The sequence below is a fragment of the Microbacterium sp. NPDC076911 genome (assembly GCF_040687125.1).
Classification (GTDB): Bacteria; Actinomycetota; Actinomycetes; order Actinomycetales; family Microbacteriaceae; genus Microbacterium.
The window spans coordinates 298,873-316,043 of record NZ_JBFBMP010000002.1 but is presented as its reverse complement, the minus strand read 5'-3'; the positions used below and the strand labels follow the sequence as shown (position 1 = coordinate 316,043).

Annotated in this window: 17 protein-coding genes; 8 read left to right on the top strand and 9 right to left on the bottom strand. The window is 61.7% G+C overall.

All coding sequences use genetic code 11. From position 1 onward, the window contains the following. Positions 1-16: 16 nt before the first annotated feature. Complete coding sequence (locus AB0O81_RS03920) at positions 17-466, bottom strand: succinate dehydrogenase hydrophobic membrane anchor subunit (protein WP_363581439.1); 450 nt, start codon at positions 464-466, stop codon at positions 17-19. Next, complete coding sequence (gene sdhC, locus AB0O81_RS03915) at positions 466-900, bottom strand: succinate dehydrogenase, cytochrome b556 subunit (RefSeq protein WP_363581437.1); 435 nt, start codon at positions 898-900, stop codon at positions 466-468. The genes AB0O81_RS03920 and sdhC overlap by 1 nt, the downstream gene beginning before the upstream one ends. Positions 901-1,127: 227 nt before the next feature. Here sdhC and AB0O81_RS03910 point away from each other — a divergent pair, with 227 nt between their 5' ends. The 8 genes from AB0O81_RS03910 to AB0O81_RS03875 all read left to right on the top strand — a co-directional run bounded on the left by AB0O81_RS03910 (position 1,128) and on the right by AB0O81_RS03875 (position 10,598). Beyond that, positions 1,128-2,243, top strand: a complete 1,116-nt coding sequence (locus AB0O81_RS03910; RefSeq protein ID WP_363581435.1) for a mannose-1-phosphate guanylyltransferase — start codon at positions 1,128-1,130, stop codon at positions 2,241-2,243. 160 nt (positions 2,244-2,403) lie between these two features. Then, positions 2,404-3,513, top strand: coding sequence for a BMP family ABC transporter substrate-binding protein (locus AB0O81_RS03905; RefSeq protein WP_363581433.1), 1,110 nt, complete (start codon positions 2,404-2,406; stop codon positions 3,511-3,513). 129 nt (positions 3,514-3,642) lie between these two features. Then, positions 3,643-5,160 carry an ABC transporter ATP-binding protein gene (locus AB0O81_RS03900; protein ID WP_363581431.1) on the top strand — a complete coding sequence of 506 codons (1,518 nt, stop codon included), beginning with the start codon at positions 3,643-3,645 and terminating at the stop codon, positions 5,158-5,160. Beyond that, on the top strand, positions 5,157-6,467 hold the full coding sequence (locus AB0O81_RS03895; RefSeq protein WP_363581430.1) for an ABC transporter permease: 1,311 nt from the start codon (positions 5,157-5,159) through the stop codon (positions 6,465-6,467). The genes AB0O81_RS03900 and AB0O81_RS03895 overlap by 4 nt, the downstream gene beginning before the upstream one ends. Positions 6,468-6,487: 20 nt before the next feature. Next, positions 6,488-7,744 (top strand): ABC transporter permease, encoded by a 1,257-nt coding sequence (locus AB0O81_RS03890; RefSeq protein ID WP_363581777.1) that lies wholly within the window; start codon positions 6,488-6,490, stop codon positions 7,742-7,744. A 3-nt stretch (positions 7,745-7,747) separates the two neighbouring features. Further along, positions 7,748-8,149, top strand: coding sequence for a cytidine deaminase (locus AB0O81_RS03885; RefSeq protein WP_363581428.1), 402 nt, complete (start codon positions 7,748-7,750; stop codon positions 8,147-8,149). Next, entirely contained in the window at positions 8,146-9,438 is a 1,293-nt protein-coding gene (locus tag AB0O81_RS03880; protein ID WP_363581426.1) for a thymidine phosphorylase, read from the top strand. The genes AB0O81_RS03885 and AB0O81_RS03880 overlap by 4 nt, the downstream gene beginning before the upstream one ends. A gap of 44 nt (positions 9,439-9,482) precedes the next feature. Continuing rightward, entirely contained in the window at positions 9,483-10,598 is a 1,116-nt protein-coding gene (locus AB0O81_RS03875) for an adenosine deaminase (RefSeq protein WP_363581424.1), read from the top strand. Position 10,599: 1 nt separating this feature from the next. Here the strand turns inward: AB0O81_RS03875 and AB0O81_RS03870 are convergent, their stop codons facing one another. From AB0O81_RS03870 to AB0O81_RS03840, 7 genes are all read right to left on the bottom strand, one after another. After that, a complete protein-coding gene (locus AB0O81_RS03870) occupies positions 10,600-11,559 on the bottom strand; it encodes an SDR family oxidoreductase (protein WP_363581422.1) in 960 nt (319 codons plus the stop codon). After that, positions 11,556-12,533 (bottom strand): bile acid:sodium symporter family protein, encoded by a 978-nt coding sequence (locus tag AB0O81_RS03865; protein WP_363581420.1) that lies wholly within the window; start codon positions 12,531-12,533, stop codon positions 11,556-11,558. The genes AB0O81_RS03870 and AB0O81_RS03865 overlap by 4 nt, the downstream gene beginning before the upstream one ends. Further along, entirely contained in the window at positions 12,530-13,882 is a 1,353-nt protein-coding gene (locus tag AB0O81_RS03860) for an NAD(P)/FAD-dependent oxidoreductase (protein WP_363581418.1), read from the bottom strand. Before AB0O81_RS03860 ends, AB0O81_RS03865 begins: the two co-directional genes overlap by 4 nt. Before the next feature lie 107 nt (positions 13,883-13,989). Beyond that, positions 13,990-14,712 (bottom strand): TSUP family transporter, encoded by a 723-nt coding sequence (locus AB0O81_RS03855; RefSeq protein ID WP_363581416.1) that lies wholly within the window; start codon positions 14,710-14,712, stop codon positions 13,990-13,992. A 60-nt stretch (positions 14,713-14,772) separates the two neighbouring features. Continuing rightward, on the bottom strand, positions 14,773-15,558 hold the full coding sequence (locus AB0O81_RS03850; RefSeq protein WP_363581414.1) for an alpha/beta hydrolase: 786 nt from the start codon (positions 15,556-15,558) through the stop codon (positions 14,773-14,775). A gap of 21 nt (positions 15,559-15,579) precedes the next feature. After that, positions 15,580-16,734 (bottom strand): mannitol-1-phosphate 5-dehydrogenase, encoded by a 1,155-nt coding sequence (locus tag AB0O81_RS03845; RefSeq protein WP_363581412.1) that lies wholly within the window; start codon positions 16,732-16,734, stop codon positions 15,580-15,582. Next, entirely contained in the window at positions 16,734-17,171 is a 438-nt protein-coding gene (locus tag AB0O81_RS03840; protein WP_363581410.1) for a PTS sugar transporter subunit IIA, read from the bottom strand. Before AB0O81_RS03840 ends, AB0O81_RS03845 begins: the two co-directional genes overlap by 1 nt.

The window sequence follows — 17,171 nt, the reverse complement described above, 5'->3', positions numbered from 1 at the left end:
TCGGGGGAGCCGGCGCTTACGCGCACTGCTCCAACAGCCAGTCGGCGCTCGTGTCACTGAGGCCGAGGCACGGGTCGAAGGTGAAGACGACCAGCGTGCCAAGCACGATAAGGAATCCGGCGGAAAGCCAGAGTGCCCAAATCAGCACGCGTCGCGTGGTCTCGGTCGCGACGTAGTCGTTGACGATAGTGCGCATGCCATTGGCGCCATGGATGAGCGCCAACCAAAGCATGAGAACGTCCCACCACTGCCAGAACGGCGAAGCGAGCTTTCCCGCAACGAACGCGAAGTCGATGCCGTGGATGCCTTCGCCGAGCATCAGGTTGACGAAGAGGTGGCCGAAGATCAGCACGACGAGCACGACGCCTGAGACGCGCATGTAGATCCAGCCCGCCTTCTCGAGGTTCGGGCCCTTGCGGCGCACTGCGGTTCTCGGTGCGCGTGGGTCAGCGATTGCTGTACTCATCAGTGGCCCCCCGCCAGCTCAGAGAACACGTTGATCAAGTGGCGCGGCGTGAAACCAGCCATCGTGACGACCCAGAGACCAAGCACGCCCCACCACAGCTGACGCTGGTGCCGGGTTGCCCAGGTCCACGAGTCGACCGCGATGATGCGCAGCCCGTTATAGGCGTGGTAGGCGATCGCGCCCACAAGTGCGACCTCGCCGACACCCATCAGCGGGTTCTTGTAGGTGCCGATGACCGCGTTGTAGGCCTCAGGCGAAACGCGAATCAGTGCCGTGTCCAACACGTGGACAAGCAAGAAGAAGAAGATAGCGATGCCGGTGATGCGGTGAAGCACCCATGACCACATTCCTTCGTTCCCGCGGTACAGAGTGCCGCGGGGCGTCTTGGAAGTGGTTTCGGATACCGACGGTATGACGCGTGCTGGTGCAGACACGGTCGTCCTCCCTGGATCGAAACATGGTCGAGGCGAAGTTCGGTGCCCCGAAGGGTGGTCCCTACTGGGACCTGGCGTCACACGGGCGCTTCGTCAATACTATTGCCCGCTTCGCGTACTGGGCGACGAAGGGCGGCCTAACTTCACTTGTCTTGACGTCGAGATAAATGTCCACCTTCTTTTGCAGTGTGCGCAAGCACGTAACATGCCCCCGTTACTCTGGGGCCATGGCCACGGTGATTGATGACTTCTATGCAGTGATTCCAGCGGGCGGTATCGGCAGTCGGCTGTGGCCACTGTCGCGGGCGGATGCACCGAAGTTCTTGCACGATCTGACCGGCTCCGGCCAGACACTGCTGCGTGACACGTGGACGCGTCTTGAACCGCTCGCTGGCGAATCGCGCATCGCCGTCGTGACTGGTCGCGCACATCGCGCGGCTGTCGAGAACGAGCTTCCCGGGATTCCCGACATGAACGTGATCCTCGAGTCGGAGCCCCGCGACTCCACTGCGGCGATCGGGCTCGCGGCTGCGATTCTTGTGCGCCGTGAACCGAATGTCATCATCGGCTCGTTTGCCGCAGACCACGTCATCCGGGTTCCGCACCTTTTCGAATGGGCAGTGCGCCAAGCCGTGGAGACCGCACGCAAGGGCTATATCTGCACCATCGGCATCCAGCCCTCTGAACCGTCTGTGGGATTCGGATACATAAGAAAGAGCGATGAGCTCGTCATCGACGGTGCCCCGGAGGCGGCGCTGGTGGGCAGTTTTGTGGAGAAGCCTGACCTCGACACGGCAAAGGCCTACTTTGCAGACCGCTCCTACCTGTGGAACGCGGGCATGTTCATTTCAAGAGCGGATGTACTGCTTGCCGAGATCGCCGAGCAAGAACCGGAACTGCACGCGAGCCTGTTGGAACTTGCCGCTGCGTGGGACGACCGCGATACTCGCGGACCTGCGGTGGATCGAATCTGGCCCACCATCAAGAAGATAGCGATTGACTATTCGGTGGCGGAGCCCGCGGCAGCCAAAGGTCGCCTCGCGGTGATTCCGGGTCACTTCGACTGGGACGACGTGGGTGATTTTGCGAGCCTGGCGAAGCTCAACTCCCATGGCCGCAAGAACGATCTTGCAATTCTCGGCGAAAACGCCCGCGTGCTCTCTGACGCTGCCAGCGGGATCGTGGTGAGCCAGACCAACCGCGTGATCAGCTTGGTAGGCGTGCGGGACATCGTTGTGGTCGATACCCCCGATGCGCTGCTAGTCACGACGAGCGAGCATGCGCAACGCGTCAAAGGCGTGGTCGACGCTCTGAAACTCACCGGGCGTGGAGACGTGCTCTGACCCTCGTCGAAGGCATGACATTGCGTCCGAGGCCCTGAGACATTGCGTCTTTGTAACCATTCGCCCGTTCGCGGCCTTCGCGTCACATAGCCCGCGTCATACGGGGTAACTTTTCTCCAGCACCCGCGAGGTACGCGGGTCATTGCACGTGGAGGCTGAGTTGACCACCATTTCGACCCGTAAGCGTTTGCTCGGCGGCCTGATCGGCGCCGGCATGATCGTCGCACTCGCAGGCTGCTCTGAAGCACCGCCCGAGGAGACCGCCGCACCCGAAGAAAGCGGCATCACCGCGATCGACGGCTTCAAGCCCTGCATGGTTTCTGACGCAGGTGGATTCGACGACAAGTCGTTCAACCAGCTCGGCTTCGAGGGCCTGACGGCTGCCTCTGACGCATTGAGCGTAGAGCCCGTCACCGTTCAGTCCGACTCTGAGTCCGACTTTGCACCCAACCTGACCGCCCTGATCGACCAGAACTGCACGGTCATCATCACGGTCGGCTTCGCCCTGGCGTCGGCCGCTGGCGAGTCCGCGTTGGCAAACCCCGACGTTGAGTACGTCTCGATCGATGACGTTGTCGACAACGACTTCGACGGCGAAACCGACGCTCCGAACATCAAGCCCATCGTGTTCGACACCTCGCAGGCTGCGTTCCTCGCTGGCTACGCATCGGCGTCGTACTCGACCGCTGAGAAGGTCGGCACCTTCGGTGGAATGAACTTCCCCACCGTCTCGATCTTCATGGACGGCTTTAAGCAGGGCGTGGAGTACTACAACGAGGCAAATGACGCCTCGGTTGAGGTCCTCGGCTGGGACGGCACCGATGGTGTCTTCACCGGTGGCTTCGCTGCCAACCAGGACGCCATCAACGCAGCCCAGGGTCTTGTCGACCAGGGTGTTGACGTGCTGCTGCCCGTCGGCGGTCCCATCTACCAGAGCGCCGCTTCGGTGATCCGCGACTCGGGTCGCGAAATCGCGCTCGTGGGTGTCGACGCTGACCTGTACGAGACCGACCCGACCGTGGCCGACCTGCTGCTGACCTCGATCCTCAAGGGCATCGACGTAGGTGTTGAGGACGCAGTTCTGGCCGCAGGCCAGGGCGAGTTCGACGCGTCGCCGTTCGTCGGCACGCTCGAGAACGACGGTGTCGGTCTCGCGCCCTTCCACGATTTCGAAGACAAGGTCTCGCCTGAACTGCAGGCAGAGCTCGACGAAATCGCCGCAGGAATCATCGACGGATCGATTCCGGTCGCGTCGTACCTGGCTAGCTGACCTATTCAGTGACGCGTGTGGGGAGGCCGGGTTGCCGGTCTCCCCACACGCGTGTTCATTTGGCGCTGCATCGGCAAACCTCGGGCTCGGCTCGTGTGTTGACGCAGTCTCCTCAGTAGGATCTGGAACATGAAGCTCGAACTCCGCGGCATCACCAAGCGGTTCGGCAGTCTCGTCGCCAACGACCACATCGATCTTGTGGTTGCTCCCGGCGAGATTCACTGCCTGCTCGGTGAGAATGGTGCCGGCAAGTCGACCCTGATGAACGTGCTCTACGGCCTCTATCGTGCCGACGAGGGTGTGATTCTGCTCGAAGACAAGGTGCAGAACTTTCAAGGCCCCGGTGATGCCATGCGCGCTGGCATCGGCATGGTGCACCAGCACTTCATGCTGATTCCTGTTTTCACGGTGGCCGAGAACGTGATGCTGGGGCACGAATCGACGAAGGCCGGTGGCATTCTCGATTTGGATGCCGCACGCACCCGGGTGCGAGAGATCTCGGCACGCTTCGGATTCGACGTCGATCCTGATGCGTTGGTCGAAGATCTTCCCGTCGGCGTGCAACAGCGGGTCGAGATCATCAAGGCACTGTCGCGCGACGCCAAGGTGCTCGTGTTCGATGAGCCCACAGCCGTTCTCACGCCGCAGGAAACTGATGAGTTGATGGAGATCATGCGTCAGCTGAAAGACGCGGGCACATCGATCGTGTTCATCACCCACAAACTGCGAGAAGTGCGCGAAGTTGCGGACCGCATCACTGTCATCCGTCTCGGAAAGGTAGTGGGCGAAGCATCGCCCACTGCCACCAACGCCGAGCTAGCCGAACTCATGGTGGGGCGCGCTGTTGAGCTGACCGTGCACAAAGGCGATCCATCGCTCGGAGAGCGGGCGCTCGTGGTCAATAACCTTCGTGTCGTCGATGCGAAGGACCAGATCGTCGTCGACAACGTCAGCTTCGACGTGCGTGCCGGTGAGATCGTCGCCATTGCGGGAGTGCAGGGAAACGGCCAAACCGAACTGACAGAAGCGCTCGTGGGTTTGCAGGAGCGCGTCAGCGGATCGATCACCCTCAATGGTGAAGAACTCGTCGGCGCATCGGTGAGAAGCATCCTTGATGAAGGCGTCGGGTTCGTCCCCGAAGACCGCAAGGAAGACGGGCTCGTCGGCAAGATGACGATTGCCGAGAACCTGGTGCTTGATCGCACCACCGGCCCACCGTTCGTAAAGCGTGCCGGACTCCGGCTTGGATATATCGCCGAGTTTGCTGCAGAGAAGTTCACCGAGTTCGATGTGCGCGCGCCGGGCATCGATGCGGCTGTCGGCACGCTCTCGGGTGGAAATCAGCAGAAAGTTGTGCTGGCTCGTGAGCTCAGTCGCGACCTGTCGCTCTTTGTGGCCGCGCAGCCCACTCGAGGTGTGGACGTCGGCTCTATCGAGTTCATTCACAAGCGCATTGTTGAGACGCGCGACTCTGGCATTCCGGTCATCGTCGTGTCGACCGAGCTCGACGAAGTCACCGCCCTCGCCGACCGAATCATCGTGATGTATCGAGGCAGGATCATCGGCATTGTGCCAGGAGACACCGCCCGAGGAACGCTTGGCCTGATGATGGCTGGCGAAGCCCCGAACGGGGAGGAAGCGGCATGAGCGTTGATCTGACAGCCGGGGGAACACAACCAGATCCCCCCATCGAACCGACCAAGTCCACCGCACCCGAAACAGCCGAACCCTCGAAGTGGCATCAGACGTTTCTGAAGATCACGCAGGGCAATGCACTCATCTCTGTGCTCGCCGTGTTCCTCGCGCTCTTGGTCGGCGGAATCATGATCGCTTTCACCGACCCGGCTGTGCAGGCGGCGTCGAGGTACTTCTTCGCTCGGCCCGGCGACCTGATTGTCGCCGTGTGGGAGTCGGTCACCGGCGCGTACATCGCGCTCTTCCAAGGCTCGATCTACAACTTCGGCGCGCCGACATTTGCGCGTGCGATTCGACCACTGACAGAGACGCTCACCTTCGCCACCCCGCTGATCGCCGCCGGGCTCGGTGTGGCTCTCGCCTTCCGTGTCGGAATGTTCAACATCGGTGGCCGCGGTCAGATGCTCATGGCGTCGGCAGCTGCCGGCTGGGTGGCGTTCTCGCTTGATCTGCCGTGGGGCATCCACATGATCGTGGCGCTGGTGGCTGGATTGGCTGCTGGTGCGCTCTGGGCAGGTATCGCCGGTTTGCTGAAAGCACGCACCGGGGCCCACGAAGTCATCGTGACGATCATGCTCAACTACATCGCGTTCTATTTCGTCTCGTGGATGCTGCGCACACCGGGTCTGCTGCAGGCGCCCGGTTCCAACAACCCGAAGACACCAGCGATGGCTGACACGGCGGTGTTCCCGCTGCTGTTGGGTGACCAGTACAACCTGCACTTCGGCTTCGTCTTGACGATTCTCGCCACGATTCTGGTGTGGTGGATCATCTCGCGCTCCAGTCTTGGCTTCAAGTTCCGGGCGGTGGGTGAGAACCCGCACGCGGCACGCGTCGCGGGCATCAACGTGAAGAGCATGTACGTCTACGCCATGCTGATCGCCGGTGCACTCGTTGGTCTCGCGGGTGTCAGTCAGGTGCTCGGCACCATCACGACGGGATTCTCAGCCGACATAGACGCGGGTATCGGCTTCGACGCGATCACCGTCGCCCTGCTCGGCCGCTCGACTCCCTGGGGAACTTTCGCCGCTGGCATTCTGTTCGGCGCATTCAAAGCCGGTGGCTTCGCAATGCAGGCTGGCGAGGGCGTGCCGATTGAGATCGTCACTGTCGTGCAAGCACTGATCGTTCTGTTCATCGCCGCACCGCCGCTGGTGCGCACGATCTTCTTCTTGCCCTCGCCCGAGCGTGACCAGCGCAAGCGCGACAAGGCACGTGCCAAAGAACTGAAGGCCGAGATGATGGGTGTGACGAAGTGAGCGCGGTGACAGACGGCGCAATGACTACCCAGGCGCTGGAAAAGGCAGAGCTTCGTAGCTGGAAGGCGCCGATCGCTCTCGCGGTGTTCTCCGCGCTGTATACGCTGATGATCGCGCTTGCGCCGCGCGAGGGCAGCACTACCTTCCGGCTGTCGACGGCCGCGGATCCGGTGCAGCTGGGCGAGATCACCGTGCCCGTGACGCTCACGGTCTGGGTCGTATGCGTGCTTTTGGTGGTGCTCACTGCCCTGGCGGCGCTCGTGGTTCAGCGCTCTGGAAAGACGCCGCTGTGGATTCTCGCCGCGTACATCATCATCATGATCTATGGCTTCTTGGCTTGGGCGGCAGCAGGGGCGACGATTCCCGTCACCGGCTTGCTCGCTGGCGCGGTTGCGCTCGCGATTCCGCTGATCTACGGCGCGTTGACAGGGGTTATCGGTGAGCGCGTCGGCGTGGTGAACATCGCCATCGAAGGTCAATTGCTTGCTGGTGCCTTCACCGCAGCGGTGGTCGCTTCTCTCACGCGCAGCCCCGTGCTCGGCCTCGTGGCCGCCATGGTGGCAGGCATGCTGGTCGCCTTCGTGCTCGCGGCTTTCGCAATCAAGTACCTTGTCGAGCAGGTAATCGTCGGTGTCGTGCTGAATGTTCTTGTCGTCGGCCTCACGAGCTTCTTCTACTCGCAGGTGCTGCAACCGAACGCCGCTCTGCTCAATTCGCCGCCGCGCTTTGACCGAATCAACATTCCGCTGCTGAGCGACATTCCCGTGATCGGACCGGTGTTCTTCCGCCAGACGATCATCGTCTACTTGATGTACATCGCTGTGGCAGTGGTGTGGTTCGGAATGACACGCACTCGCTGGGGCTTGCGACTGCGGGCGGTGGGGGAGCATCCTCAGGCCGCAGACACCGTGGGAATCCGCGTAAACCCCACCCGCTTCTGGAACGTGCTGCTAGCCGGTGCGATCGCAGGTCTCGGTGGCACGGTTTTCACCATCGGAAACGGGATCGCGTTCAACAAGGAGATGACTGCCGGAGCGGGCTTCATCGCGCTTGCAGCCGTCATTTTCGGTCAATGGGATCCGATCAAGGCGACCCTCGCGGCGCTACTGTTCGGATTCGCGTCAAGTTTGCAGAACACGCTTAGCGTGATTGGCTCACCAGTACCCAGCGAATTCATGTTGATGTTGCCCTACGTGGTGACCATCTTCGTTGTGGCCGGAGTGGTGGGTCGTTCTCGAGGGCCAGCTGCTGCTGGCCAGCCATATGTGAAGGGTTGACCGATGGACGGTATCGACTGGGACGAGCTGCGCGCCGCAGCAACGGAAGCCATGGAGCACGCCTACGCGCCGTACTCGCACTACAAGGTCGGCGCGGCAGCACTCGTCTCTGATGGGCGAGTAGTCACTGGCTGCAACGTCGAAAACGCCTCGTATGGAGTCGGGCTGTGCGCCGAGTGTGCGCTCGTGGGCGACCTGCACATGTCGGGCGGCGGCGAACTCGTTGCCTTCGTCTGTGTCAACGGCAACGGTGAAACGATTATGCCGTGCGGACGCTGCCGTCAGCTGCTTTATGAATTCGCGCTACCGGGAATGCTGCTTGAGACTGTCTCAGGCATCCGCACCATCGATGAGGTGCTGCCGGACGCGTTTGGCCCGCGCGACCTCGAGCAGGCTGCACGATGACGGCGGTAGAGGCATTTGATGCCGTTGACGTCATTCGCATGAAGCGTGACGGGGGAGTGGTCAGCGAACCAGCATTGCGATGGATGGTCGACGCTTACACCCGTGGCTACGTCGCCGACTCCCAGATGGCATCATTTGCGATGGCCGTGCTACTCAACGGCATGGAGCGAGACGAGATTCGCGTGATGACTGACGCGATGATCGCGTCAGGCGAGCGAATGAGCTTCGCAGGTCTCGGCAAGGTGACCGTCGACAAGCATTCCACCGGTGGGGTGGGAGACAAGATCACATTGCCCTTGGCGCCGCTGGTGGCATCGTTCGGTGTGGCCGTCCCGCAGCTCTCAGGCCGGGGTCTCGGGCACACCGGCGGCACGCTCGACAAGCTTGAGGCCATTCCGGGATGGCGTGCGGCCCTGTCGAACGACGAGATGTTCGCACAACTGCGTGACGTGGGCGCGGTGATCTGCGCCGCAGGCTCGGGGCTCGCACCCGCCGATAAGAAGCTCTACGCGCTACGCGACGTCACCGGAACCGTCGAAGCTATTCCGCTGATTGCCTCCAGCATCATGTCGAAAAAGATCGCCGAGGGCACCGACTCGCTCGTCCTCGACGTGAAGTTCGGCTCTGGCGCATTCATGCGCGACGTCGACAAAGCACGCGAGCTGGCTCGAACGATGGTCGCACTTGGCACCGATTCCGGAGTGTCAACCACTGCTCTGCTCACCGATATGAACACTCCGCTCGGGCTCGCGATCGGCAATGCCAACGAGGTGCGCGAATCGGTGGAGGTTCTTGCCGGAGGCGGTCCCGCCGATGTCGTAGAGCTGACCGTCGCGTTGGCGCGTGAAATGCTCGCGCTTGCCGGTCACCCCGACGCTGACGTTGAAGCGGCGCTCGCCGATGGGCGGGCCATGGATTCTTGGCGGCAGATGATTCGTGCCCAAGACGGCGACCCTGATGCACCGCTGCCTGCCCCCAACGAGACCCACACAGTCACGGCCACCAAGGCGGGATACATCACACGCCTTGAGGCGTTGCCGTTTGGCATCGCAGCCTGGCGACTGGGCGCGGGCCGTGCCCGTGCGGAAGATCCTGTTCTGCACGCCGCCGGTATCGATCTGCACGTAAAGCCGGGCGATCACATTGAAATCGGACAACCTATGTTCACCTTGCTCGGGCAAGATGGAACACGCTTCGAACGTGCTCTTGATGCAGTTGAGGGTGCGTGGGAGATTGGTGCTGAGGCACCAGCATCCACCCCGCTCGTTCTCGAGCGCATCACGGCCTGATTGCTTCACCCACCTCCACCCTTTTATCTCTCGAGGAGATCCCCATGGCCATTGATCAGCACGGCGACGCCGTACTCGAGGGGCTTTCGATTCGTTCGCTACCGAAGGTGTCACTTCATGACCATCTCGATGGTGGAGTGCGCCCCGCCACGATCATCGAGTTGGCAGATGAGATCGGCCTTGAGGTGCCTGAAGACGATGCCGATGAACTCGCTGATTGGTTCGCTGACAAGAGTGACTCGGGTTCGCTCGTCGAGTACCTGAAGACGTTTGATCTCACCACCGCTGTGATGCAGACCCGCGAGGGGCTGACGCGCGTCGCCCGCGAGTTCGTCGAGGATCTTGCCGCCGACGGCGTAATCTACGGCGAAGTGCGCTGGGCGCCCGAACAGCACCTTGGTCGTGGGCTCTCGCTTGATGAAGCTGTTGAAGCCGTCCAAGAGGGCATCGAAGAGGGTGAAGATGCTGCCGAGCAGGCAGGCCAAGACATTCGTGTCGGTCAGCTCATCACGGCCATGCGCCACACCGATCGGTCGCTTGAGATTGCTCGCCTAGCGGTCGATTGGCGGGAGCGCGGAGCGGTGGGCTTCGATATCGCTGGCCCCGAAGACGGTTTTCCGCCCTCGAAGCACAGAGCAGCATTCGACTATCTCGCGTCGCAGTTCTTCCCCACGACCGTTCACGCGGGCGAGGCTGCCGGACTCGACTCGATCCGTTCTGCCCTGATCGACGGCCGTGCACTGCGGCTGGGGCACGGTGTGCGCATCGCAGAAGATCTCGATGTGGTCTCACGCGCTGGCGAAGACGTGCTGGTGCAGTTTGGTGACCTTGCTCGGTGGGTGCGTGACCGTGAAATTCCCCTCGAGCTTTCGCCATCGTCGAACCTGCAGACCGGCGCGGTTGCCGCGTGGGGTGACACACTCGAAGATCACCCGTTCGACCTGCTCTACCAGCTGGGCTTCTCAGTGACGGTGAACGTCGACAACCGCACGATGAGCCGCACCTCGCTCACTCGTGAGTTGGCGCTTCTCGCTGAGACCTTCGAGTACAGCCTCGACGACCTCGAGGCTTTCCAACTCAATGCTGCTGCCGCCGCCTTCTTGCCAACGGAAGAGCGCGAAGAGCTCATCGAGCTGATCGCCGACGGATTCGAGCGCTGAGTTAACGCATCGCTACGCCGGGGTGAGCTTCGAGGTACGCCTCGAACGCCTCGGCGCTGGTCATCGACGGGGTGAAGCCGAAATCACGTTTGAGCGACGCGTTATCGAGCACCGGGCGATACTGCAGAAAAACCACCTTCTCCGGACCGTGCGGGGTGAGGCGAAGTGTCTGGCCCACGCGCAGGGCAAGGGCAAGTGACCAGGCGGGAATACTCAGCAACGGTTTGCCGAGACGGTCGGCAATCTGCTGCACGGTCATTTTTCCATCGCCAGCGACGTTGTAGATTCCGGCGGGTCCGCCGGTAGCCGCACGCGCCATCGCGGCGGCGACGTCGTCGACCCAGATGAACACAAACGGTGACTCTGACCCCTTGATGGCGAGCACTCGCGTAGAGTCCCACAGCTGAGTGATCTGATTCTGCACGGTCGGTCCGAGGATCGTTCCGATCCGGAAGACCACCTGCTCGAGTTCGGGATGTGTCTCGCGATACGCGCCCAGTAGTTGCTCCACCAAGCGCTTGTGCTTTGAGTATGGAAAGGAATCGTTGCCGCGCAGGCGGTCCGTTTCGGTGAGCCACTGGGGGTTGTCGCTGTGGTACCCATAGGCTGCGCCCGAAGACGACACGACGATGCGCTTCACTCCTGTTGTTACACAGGCTTCGAGAACGTTACGAGAACCGTCGACGTCGACGCGGTACTCCATGTCGTGGTCACGACCGGGGCTAACGATCGCCGCAAGATGTACGACAACGTCAATATCGTGGCGTTGCAGCAGGGGGGCTACCGAGCCCTCGCGCGTTACGTCGCAATCGTCGTAGATGACAGAGTCGATGGGATGCTCCGGACGGCGTACATCGCCGGCAACGACCAACGCAACGCCGGGGTGCGCGACCAGCGCTGCCGCCACGTGCGAGCCGAGAAACCCTGCACCGCCAGTGATGAGAACGCGCGCGCCGCTCATACGGTGTCCTCAGCGTTGGAGCTTGTACCGGTCGTGCGCAGAGCATGGCGGCTCGCGTCGCCCTTGGCTGAGCCGGTGCGCCGCTTCGTATTGACCGCCCACAGGCTCGCGACGATGAGGCCGGCAATGATGTCCCAAATGCCCCACCACCCTGCGACGATTGCCATGCCGCCGAGACCTCCGAAGAAGGCGAAAATCAGACCAAGCCCCAGCCCTGCGTTCCTAATACCGACCTCGAATGTCATCGCCTTGCGCTCTCTCGTGCCGAGCCCGCCGGCCACCGCGGTGCCGTAGCCGATGGCGAGGGCAACCGCGTCGTGAATTGCGACGACGACAAGAATGATGCCAAGGAAGGCGACGAAGTAGGTCCAGTTACCCACCAGCGCGGCGACGATGAAGCCGACCAGCGCGAGCAGTGAGAACCACTTCACAAATGGCTGCACCGTGCGAGCGAACTTGGGGAACCTGTTGCGGATCACCAGGCCGAGCACGAAGGGCAACCCAATGATCAAGAAGATGTCGAGCAGCATCTGCCACGGGTCGATCGCCACGGTCTCAAGCAGTGTGCTCGCCGTGGGGTGCAGCGACCCCCAGAAGGCGATCGACAGGGGCAGCATGAAGATGTAGATCACGTTGCCTACTGCGGTCATCGACACCGAGAGGGCCACATTGCCCCCGGAACGGTGAGTCAGCACCTGCGAGACGTTACCCGGAGGGCAACATGCGACCAGCAGCATCCCGAGCGCCATTGACGGCGTGACAGGAAGAATAAGAGTCAGGCCGAAAGTGACCGCAGGCAGAATGACAAGTTGAGCAAGGATCGCGACCACAAAGGTCTTGGGCTTTTTGAGCACGATCTTGAAGTCGTCAACCGTGGTGTCGAGTGCAATGCCGAACATCACGAGACCCAACACCACGTTTAGAAGCAGGAGCGAGCTCGGATTGAAGTTCAGCAGAACATCATCGGGGTTCATGCTTTGACTCGCTTGGGCTGCACCTTGACGAGCGGCGTGCGGCTGCCATGGTCGTCTGGTCCGCGAAGCGCCGAAACTGCAGAACGCACCGCGCCACGGTACGCGTCTTTATTGACGTAGAACGACATGCGCTCAAGACCTAGATAGTTGTAGCCACCGGTGAGATCTGGCCAAGGCTCGGTCGTCACGCGCTCGCGGAACTTCTCGGCGCGCTCGGGGGCGTCTTCGCAGGCGCGCAGATACTCGGCGATGAGCTCAGCCTGTTCGTAACGACCCTGCCAGCCGATGCCGGAAGCTTCGATCATGCCCATGACGTAAAGCCCGTTGAACGACGGGGGAAAGACGTTGAGGAACAGCTTTGGCGACCATCCCGTCCAGTTCAAGGCCTCGCGCGCGACGAACGGGTAGTCGAGGGTGTAACCGGTGGCGAGCAGAATCAGGTCGTACTCTCCGCTGGACCCGTCGCGAAAGTGCACGGTGCTGCCATCGAAGTGGTCAATATCCGCGCGGATTTGAAGATCGCCCTGACCTAGATGGTTCAGGATCAATGTGTTGACGATCGGGTGAGACTCGTAGATCTTGTAGTCGGGCTTGGGGAAACCGAAGTTCACAGGATCACCGGTGAACGCGCGGAGCACTCGCTTGTCAACGAATTGCTTGATGCGTGCAGGGAGCGGCTTGCCTTGGTTCAGGGTGTCGGCCGGTTTTCCGAAGAGATAGCGGGGCACGAAGTAGTAGCCGCGCCTGACGCTCATATCGACGGATGCCGCGTGGTGCACGCCATCGACGGCGATATCGCAGCCGGAGTTACCAGCGCCGATGATCAGCACCCGCTTTCCAGCGAGCTGCTTCGCGCTCTTGTAGGCACTCGTGTGCATGATCTCGCCAGAAAACTCCCCCTCGAACTCGGGGACATGAGGCTCCGCAAGCGTGCCATTCGCGAGGATCACGCCGGTGTAGCGCTCGGCTATTGCACCGCTGGGCCCATCAGCGCGTAGCATCCACTGACCGTCGTCTTCTTCTTCGACCGCAGTGACCTTTGTGTCAAAGCGGAAGTGCTCGGTGAGCTTGAAGTGGTCGGCGAAGTCGCGAAAGTACTGCACCAGGGTGCGGTGACTGGGATAGTCAGCCGTTGAGTTCATCGGAAACTCTCTGAACTCGGTGGTGGTTCGCGACGAGATCAGGTGAGCCGATTCATACATCGTGGAGCGCGGGTTCTCAATATCCCAGAGCCCTCCGACGCTTTTGGAAGCCTCGTAGGCATCGAAAGCGATACCCGCTTTCTGTAGCGCACGGGCGGCAGAAAGACCCGAGGGTCCTGCGCCGATAATGGCGTAGCGGTGCTCCATATGTCCTCTTTCGCACGACAGTGTGACGGTGGCGGTGTCCGCCAGCGAACAATGCTACGGGTTAGTTGGCATTAACTGAAATTCGCCAAGCGTTCACACCGGTGCAGCTAGGAAACCAGTGCGAGGATGCCGCGCGCCAGTACCACCGTCGCCCCGACCCAGGCGATGCCGAGCATTCCGAGTCGCGCGATGCGCGGCGACACGAAGCGGGAGAGCAAGGTGCCGATGACGATTCCAAAGACTGTTGCTGCGATGAGCATCCAGACATCAACGACGGGCGACGTCGGCAGACCGCGTAGTAGCACCGAGACCAGGCTGAATACGGCGAAGATCACTTGCACGCTGGCGGCGAAGTTACGCTGCTCCCACTTGTTTCCCACCGCGTAGGCGGCCAGTGGGGGGCCCGAAAGGCCGCTCGCGACATGCATGAAACCTGCCGCCGAGCCAGCCACGACGGCGCCCGTCTTGCCCTGCAGTGATGCGGCGAGAACGGGAATCCATCCCGCGACAAGCGCGAAATATGCCATTGCAGAAATGAGCAACAACAGTGCGGCTTCTGGCAGCGCAGTTACGAGCATCGCACCGAACGGCGCGGCAATGAGTCCCGGCCAGATGAGCCACCAGGCGCGCTTCCATTCCACCTGGCGCCACACCAGGGGAACAGCGGCGAGCGAGGCGATCAGCGCCAGCAGCACCCCGATGGTGATGCCCTCGAGTGGTCCGTACAGCAATACGATCGGACCGACCAGCACGAGCACGAAGCCGAGCCCAGTGATGCGCTGGATGACGGCTGCAGTGAAGGCCGCAATAAGGGCGAATACCAAAGTCACGGGGGGAGAGTCTACGTGTCGGTGTGGCGGCCCCCGAATCTGACGAAGCGGCGCGAGGGACTAGTTCATCGATTGATCAGCGAATGCGGCGAGCCACTCGGTGATCTCGTCGCGCATGTCATCGTCGGAGATCGTCGCGATGCCGTCGCCCGCTTGCGGACCGTAGTCCCCGAAGGACGCGTGATTCGCTCCCGCGATTTCGTACATCGTCGCACTCGGCGGCAACAGCGATCGAGCGTCGTTGACTTTCTCGGGGGTCGAGAGGCCATCGTCACTCCCACTGAGGCTTATCGCGCTCAACTCGGAGTCTGCGAGATCTGTTGCGCAGTATGAGCCGAACAGAGCCAGCGCGTCGGCATCGGCTGCGAGCATGCAGGCCCGTACGCCGCCAAGCGAGTGTCCACCTACCGCCCAGCTGTCGACCTCGGGTGCGAGTTCAGTGAATGCAGAGATGGGCCGCAGATCGAAGAAAGCAAGATTGAGCCACGGTTTGGTGATGACGACCGTGATGCCTTCGTCTTCCACAATTCCCGACATCTTGAAGGCGTAGGCGGCGGCTTCGACCTTTGCCCCGGGAATGTAGACAAGCCCTCGCTCTGAGTCGCCCTCGGCAGGCGCCATGATGATGGCCGATCCAGTGTCAGTGAATGTGACCGCAGGGTTCGACTGCACCGCAGCCAGTGGCTCAGGCTCGGCTTGGTAGACGCCGACCTGGCTCCAGATAACGAGGCCGATGATGCCCGCCACCAATAGCGCACCGATCGATGCGAGCACCCACCAGAAGACTCGCCACCCTCGGGGGCGGCGAGTCTTGGCGACATTCTCGTTTGGGTCTGGCTCGCTCACACACTGAGCGTATCTCGGCTGTCAGCTAGCGAGGGCAGCCTGGCGCGCCGCGACCACAGCCTCGATCTTCGAGAACAGTGGATGCTGCGGGTCAAGACCGGTAGTCGCGGCGGTGAAGCCCGCGGCATCGTGTTGTCTGATCAGCTGTTGCAGCTCTACGGACTGTGGATCTTCGGTGTCGTCGAACTCGATTGCCGCGCCGATGGCAGAGACAAGCGCGTCGACGCTCAATCCGCGTTCAGCGGCTTCAGCCGCAGGCCCGATGAAGCGCTCGTGGCGCGAGATCTTGCGCAACGGCTGCCGACCCACACGCCACACTGTGTCGGGGAGTTCGGCATTGCGAAAGCGCCGAAGAATCTTGGTGCGGTACTCGGCCTGAACCTCGGGGTCGAGACCATGTTTAGCAACGAGCAGGGCGGACGTCTCTTCGAGCACAGCCGCAACGTGCGCAGCGATGGACGGTTCCGCGAGTGCGGCGGCGATGGTGTCGATGCCCGCTTGCGCGCCGAAGTAGGCCGTCGTCGCGTGACCGGTGTTTACCGTGAAGAGCTTGCGCTCGATGTACGGTCCCAGCTCGTCGACGAAATGTGCGCCGGGAATATCAGGCAGGTTTCCGTCGAAGGGCGGGCTTTCGATCGCCCATTCGAAGAACGGCTCCACGGTGACGTCGACGCCCGCTCCCTCCGGTTGCCCTGGAACGATGCGGTCGACCGCAGTGTTCGCGAACACCGCCCGAGGCTCTAGCGATGCCCAGTCCTCGCCCGCAAGTTCGCGGATCTGTTCGCGGAGCAGATCCGTTGCATTGATCGCGTTCTCGCAGGCCATGATCTGCAACGCGGGCAGCGCCGGGTCTCGCTGTGCCAGGCCCTGCACGATGTGGGGCGCGACAAACTTCAGAATTGTCGGGCCGACAGCGGTCGTGACGATCTCGGCCGTGGCGATCTCAGCGACCACCTGTTCAGGATGCTCGGCGCTGTTGATTGCGTGAAATCCGGTCACAACGGTATCGATACCGCCTTCGCCCACTTCGTGGACGGTGTAGGAATCGGCCGCGTTGATCGCGTCGACCAGGGGAGCGGCCACGTCAGAGAACACAACGTCGTAGCCGCCCTGGTGAAGCAACAACCCGACGAAGCCACGCCCGATGTTGCCGGCGCCGAAGTGGACGGCTTTCATCAGACTCCCGCCTCCGAGACGAGGGTAAACAGCTCTTCTGCAGTCGTGGCAGCCTTGAGCTTCGCAACTTCGTCTTCGTCCGAGAACAGAATGGCGATCTTCGAGAGAATCTCAAGGTGCTCGTCACCCTTGCCCGCGATACCCACGACGAATACCACCGGATCTCCGCCCCAGTCGACACCACCGTCGTAGCGCACAACCGACAGTGCAGACTCGAGAATGGCTTCTTTGGTTTCGTTGGTGCCGTGCGGAATCGCCAGTTCCATACCCATGTAGGTCGAGACGGTCTGCTCGCGCTGCTGCATCGCGTCAAAATAGGCGCTCGTCACCGAGCCAACTGCTTCAAGAATGTCGGCGGCTTCTTTCATCGCCTCTTCGCGGGTCGCTCCACCCGAGTGAATGCGAACCTGACCGCTGCTAAGTACTTCACGTGTCAT

Excerpts from the sequence above, each read along its gene's own strand:
- AB0O81_RS03920 (WP_363581439.1), bottom strand. The coding sequence starts at position 466 with ATGAGTACAGCAATCGCTGACCCACGCGCACCGAGAACCGCAGTGCGC.
- AB0O81_RS03910 (WP_363581435.1), top strand. The coding sequence starts at position 1,128 with ATGGCCACGGTGATTGATGACTTCTATGCAGTGATTCCAGCGGGCGGT.
- AB0O81_RS03900 (WP_363581431.1), top strand. The coding sequence starts at position 3,643 with ATGAAGCTCGAACTCCGCGGCATCACCAAGCGGTTCGGCAGTCTCGTC.
- AB0O81_RS03895 (WP_363581430.1), top strand. The coding sequence starts at position 5,157 with ATGAGCGTTGATCTGACAGCCGGGGGAACACAACCAGATCCCCCCATC.
- AB0O81_RS03890 (WP_363581777.1), top strand. The coding sequence starts at position 6,488 with ATGACTACCCAGGCGCTGGAAAAGGCAGAGCTTCGTAGCTGGAAGGCG.
- AB0O81_RS03885 (WP_363581428.1), top strand. The coding sequence starts at position 7,748 with ATGGACGGTATCGACTGGGACGAGCTGCGCGCCGCAGCAACGGAAGCC.
- AB0O81_RS03880 (WP_363581426.1), top strand. The coding sequence starts at position 8,146 with ATGACGGCGGTAGAGGCATTTGATGCCGTTGACGTCATTCGCATGAAG.
- AB0O81_RS03875 (WP_363581424.1), top strand. The coding sequence starts at position 9,483 with ATGGCCATTGATCAGCACGGCGACGCCGTACTCGAGGGGCTTTCGATT.
- AB0O81_RS03870 (WP_363581422.1), bottom strand. The coding sequence starts at position 11,559 with ATGAGCGGCGCGCGCGTTCTCATCACTGGCGGTGCAGGGTTTCTCGGC.
- AB0O81_RS03865 (WP_363581420.1), bottom strand. The coding sequence starts at position 12,533 with ATGAACCCCGATGATGTTCTGCTGAACTTCAATCCGAGCTCGCTCCTG.
- AB0O81_RS03860 (WP_363581418.1), bottom strand. The coding sequence starts at position 13,882 with ATGGAGCACCGCTACGCCATTATCGGCGCAGGACCCTCGGGTCTTTCT.
- AB0O81_RS03845 (WP_363581412.1), bottom strand. The coding sequence starts at position 16,734 with ATGAAAGCCGTCCACTTCGGCGCCGGCAACATCGGGCGTGGCTTCGTC.
- AB0O81_RS03840 (WP_363581410.1), bottom strand. The coding sequence starts at position 17,171 with ATGACACGTGAAGTACTTAGCAGCGGTCAGGTTCGCATTCACTCGGGT.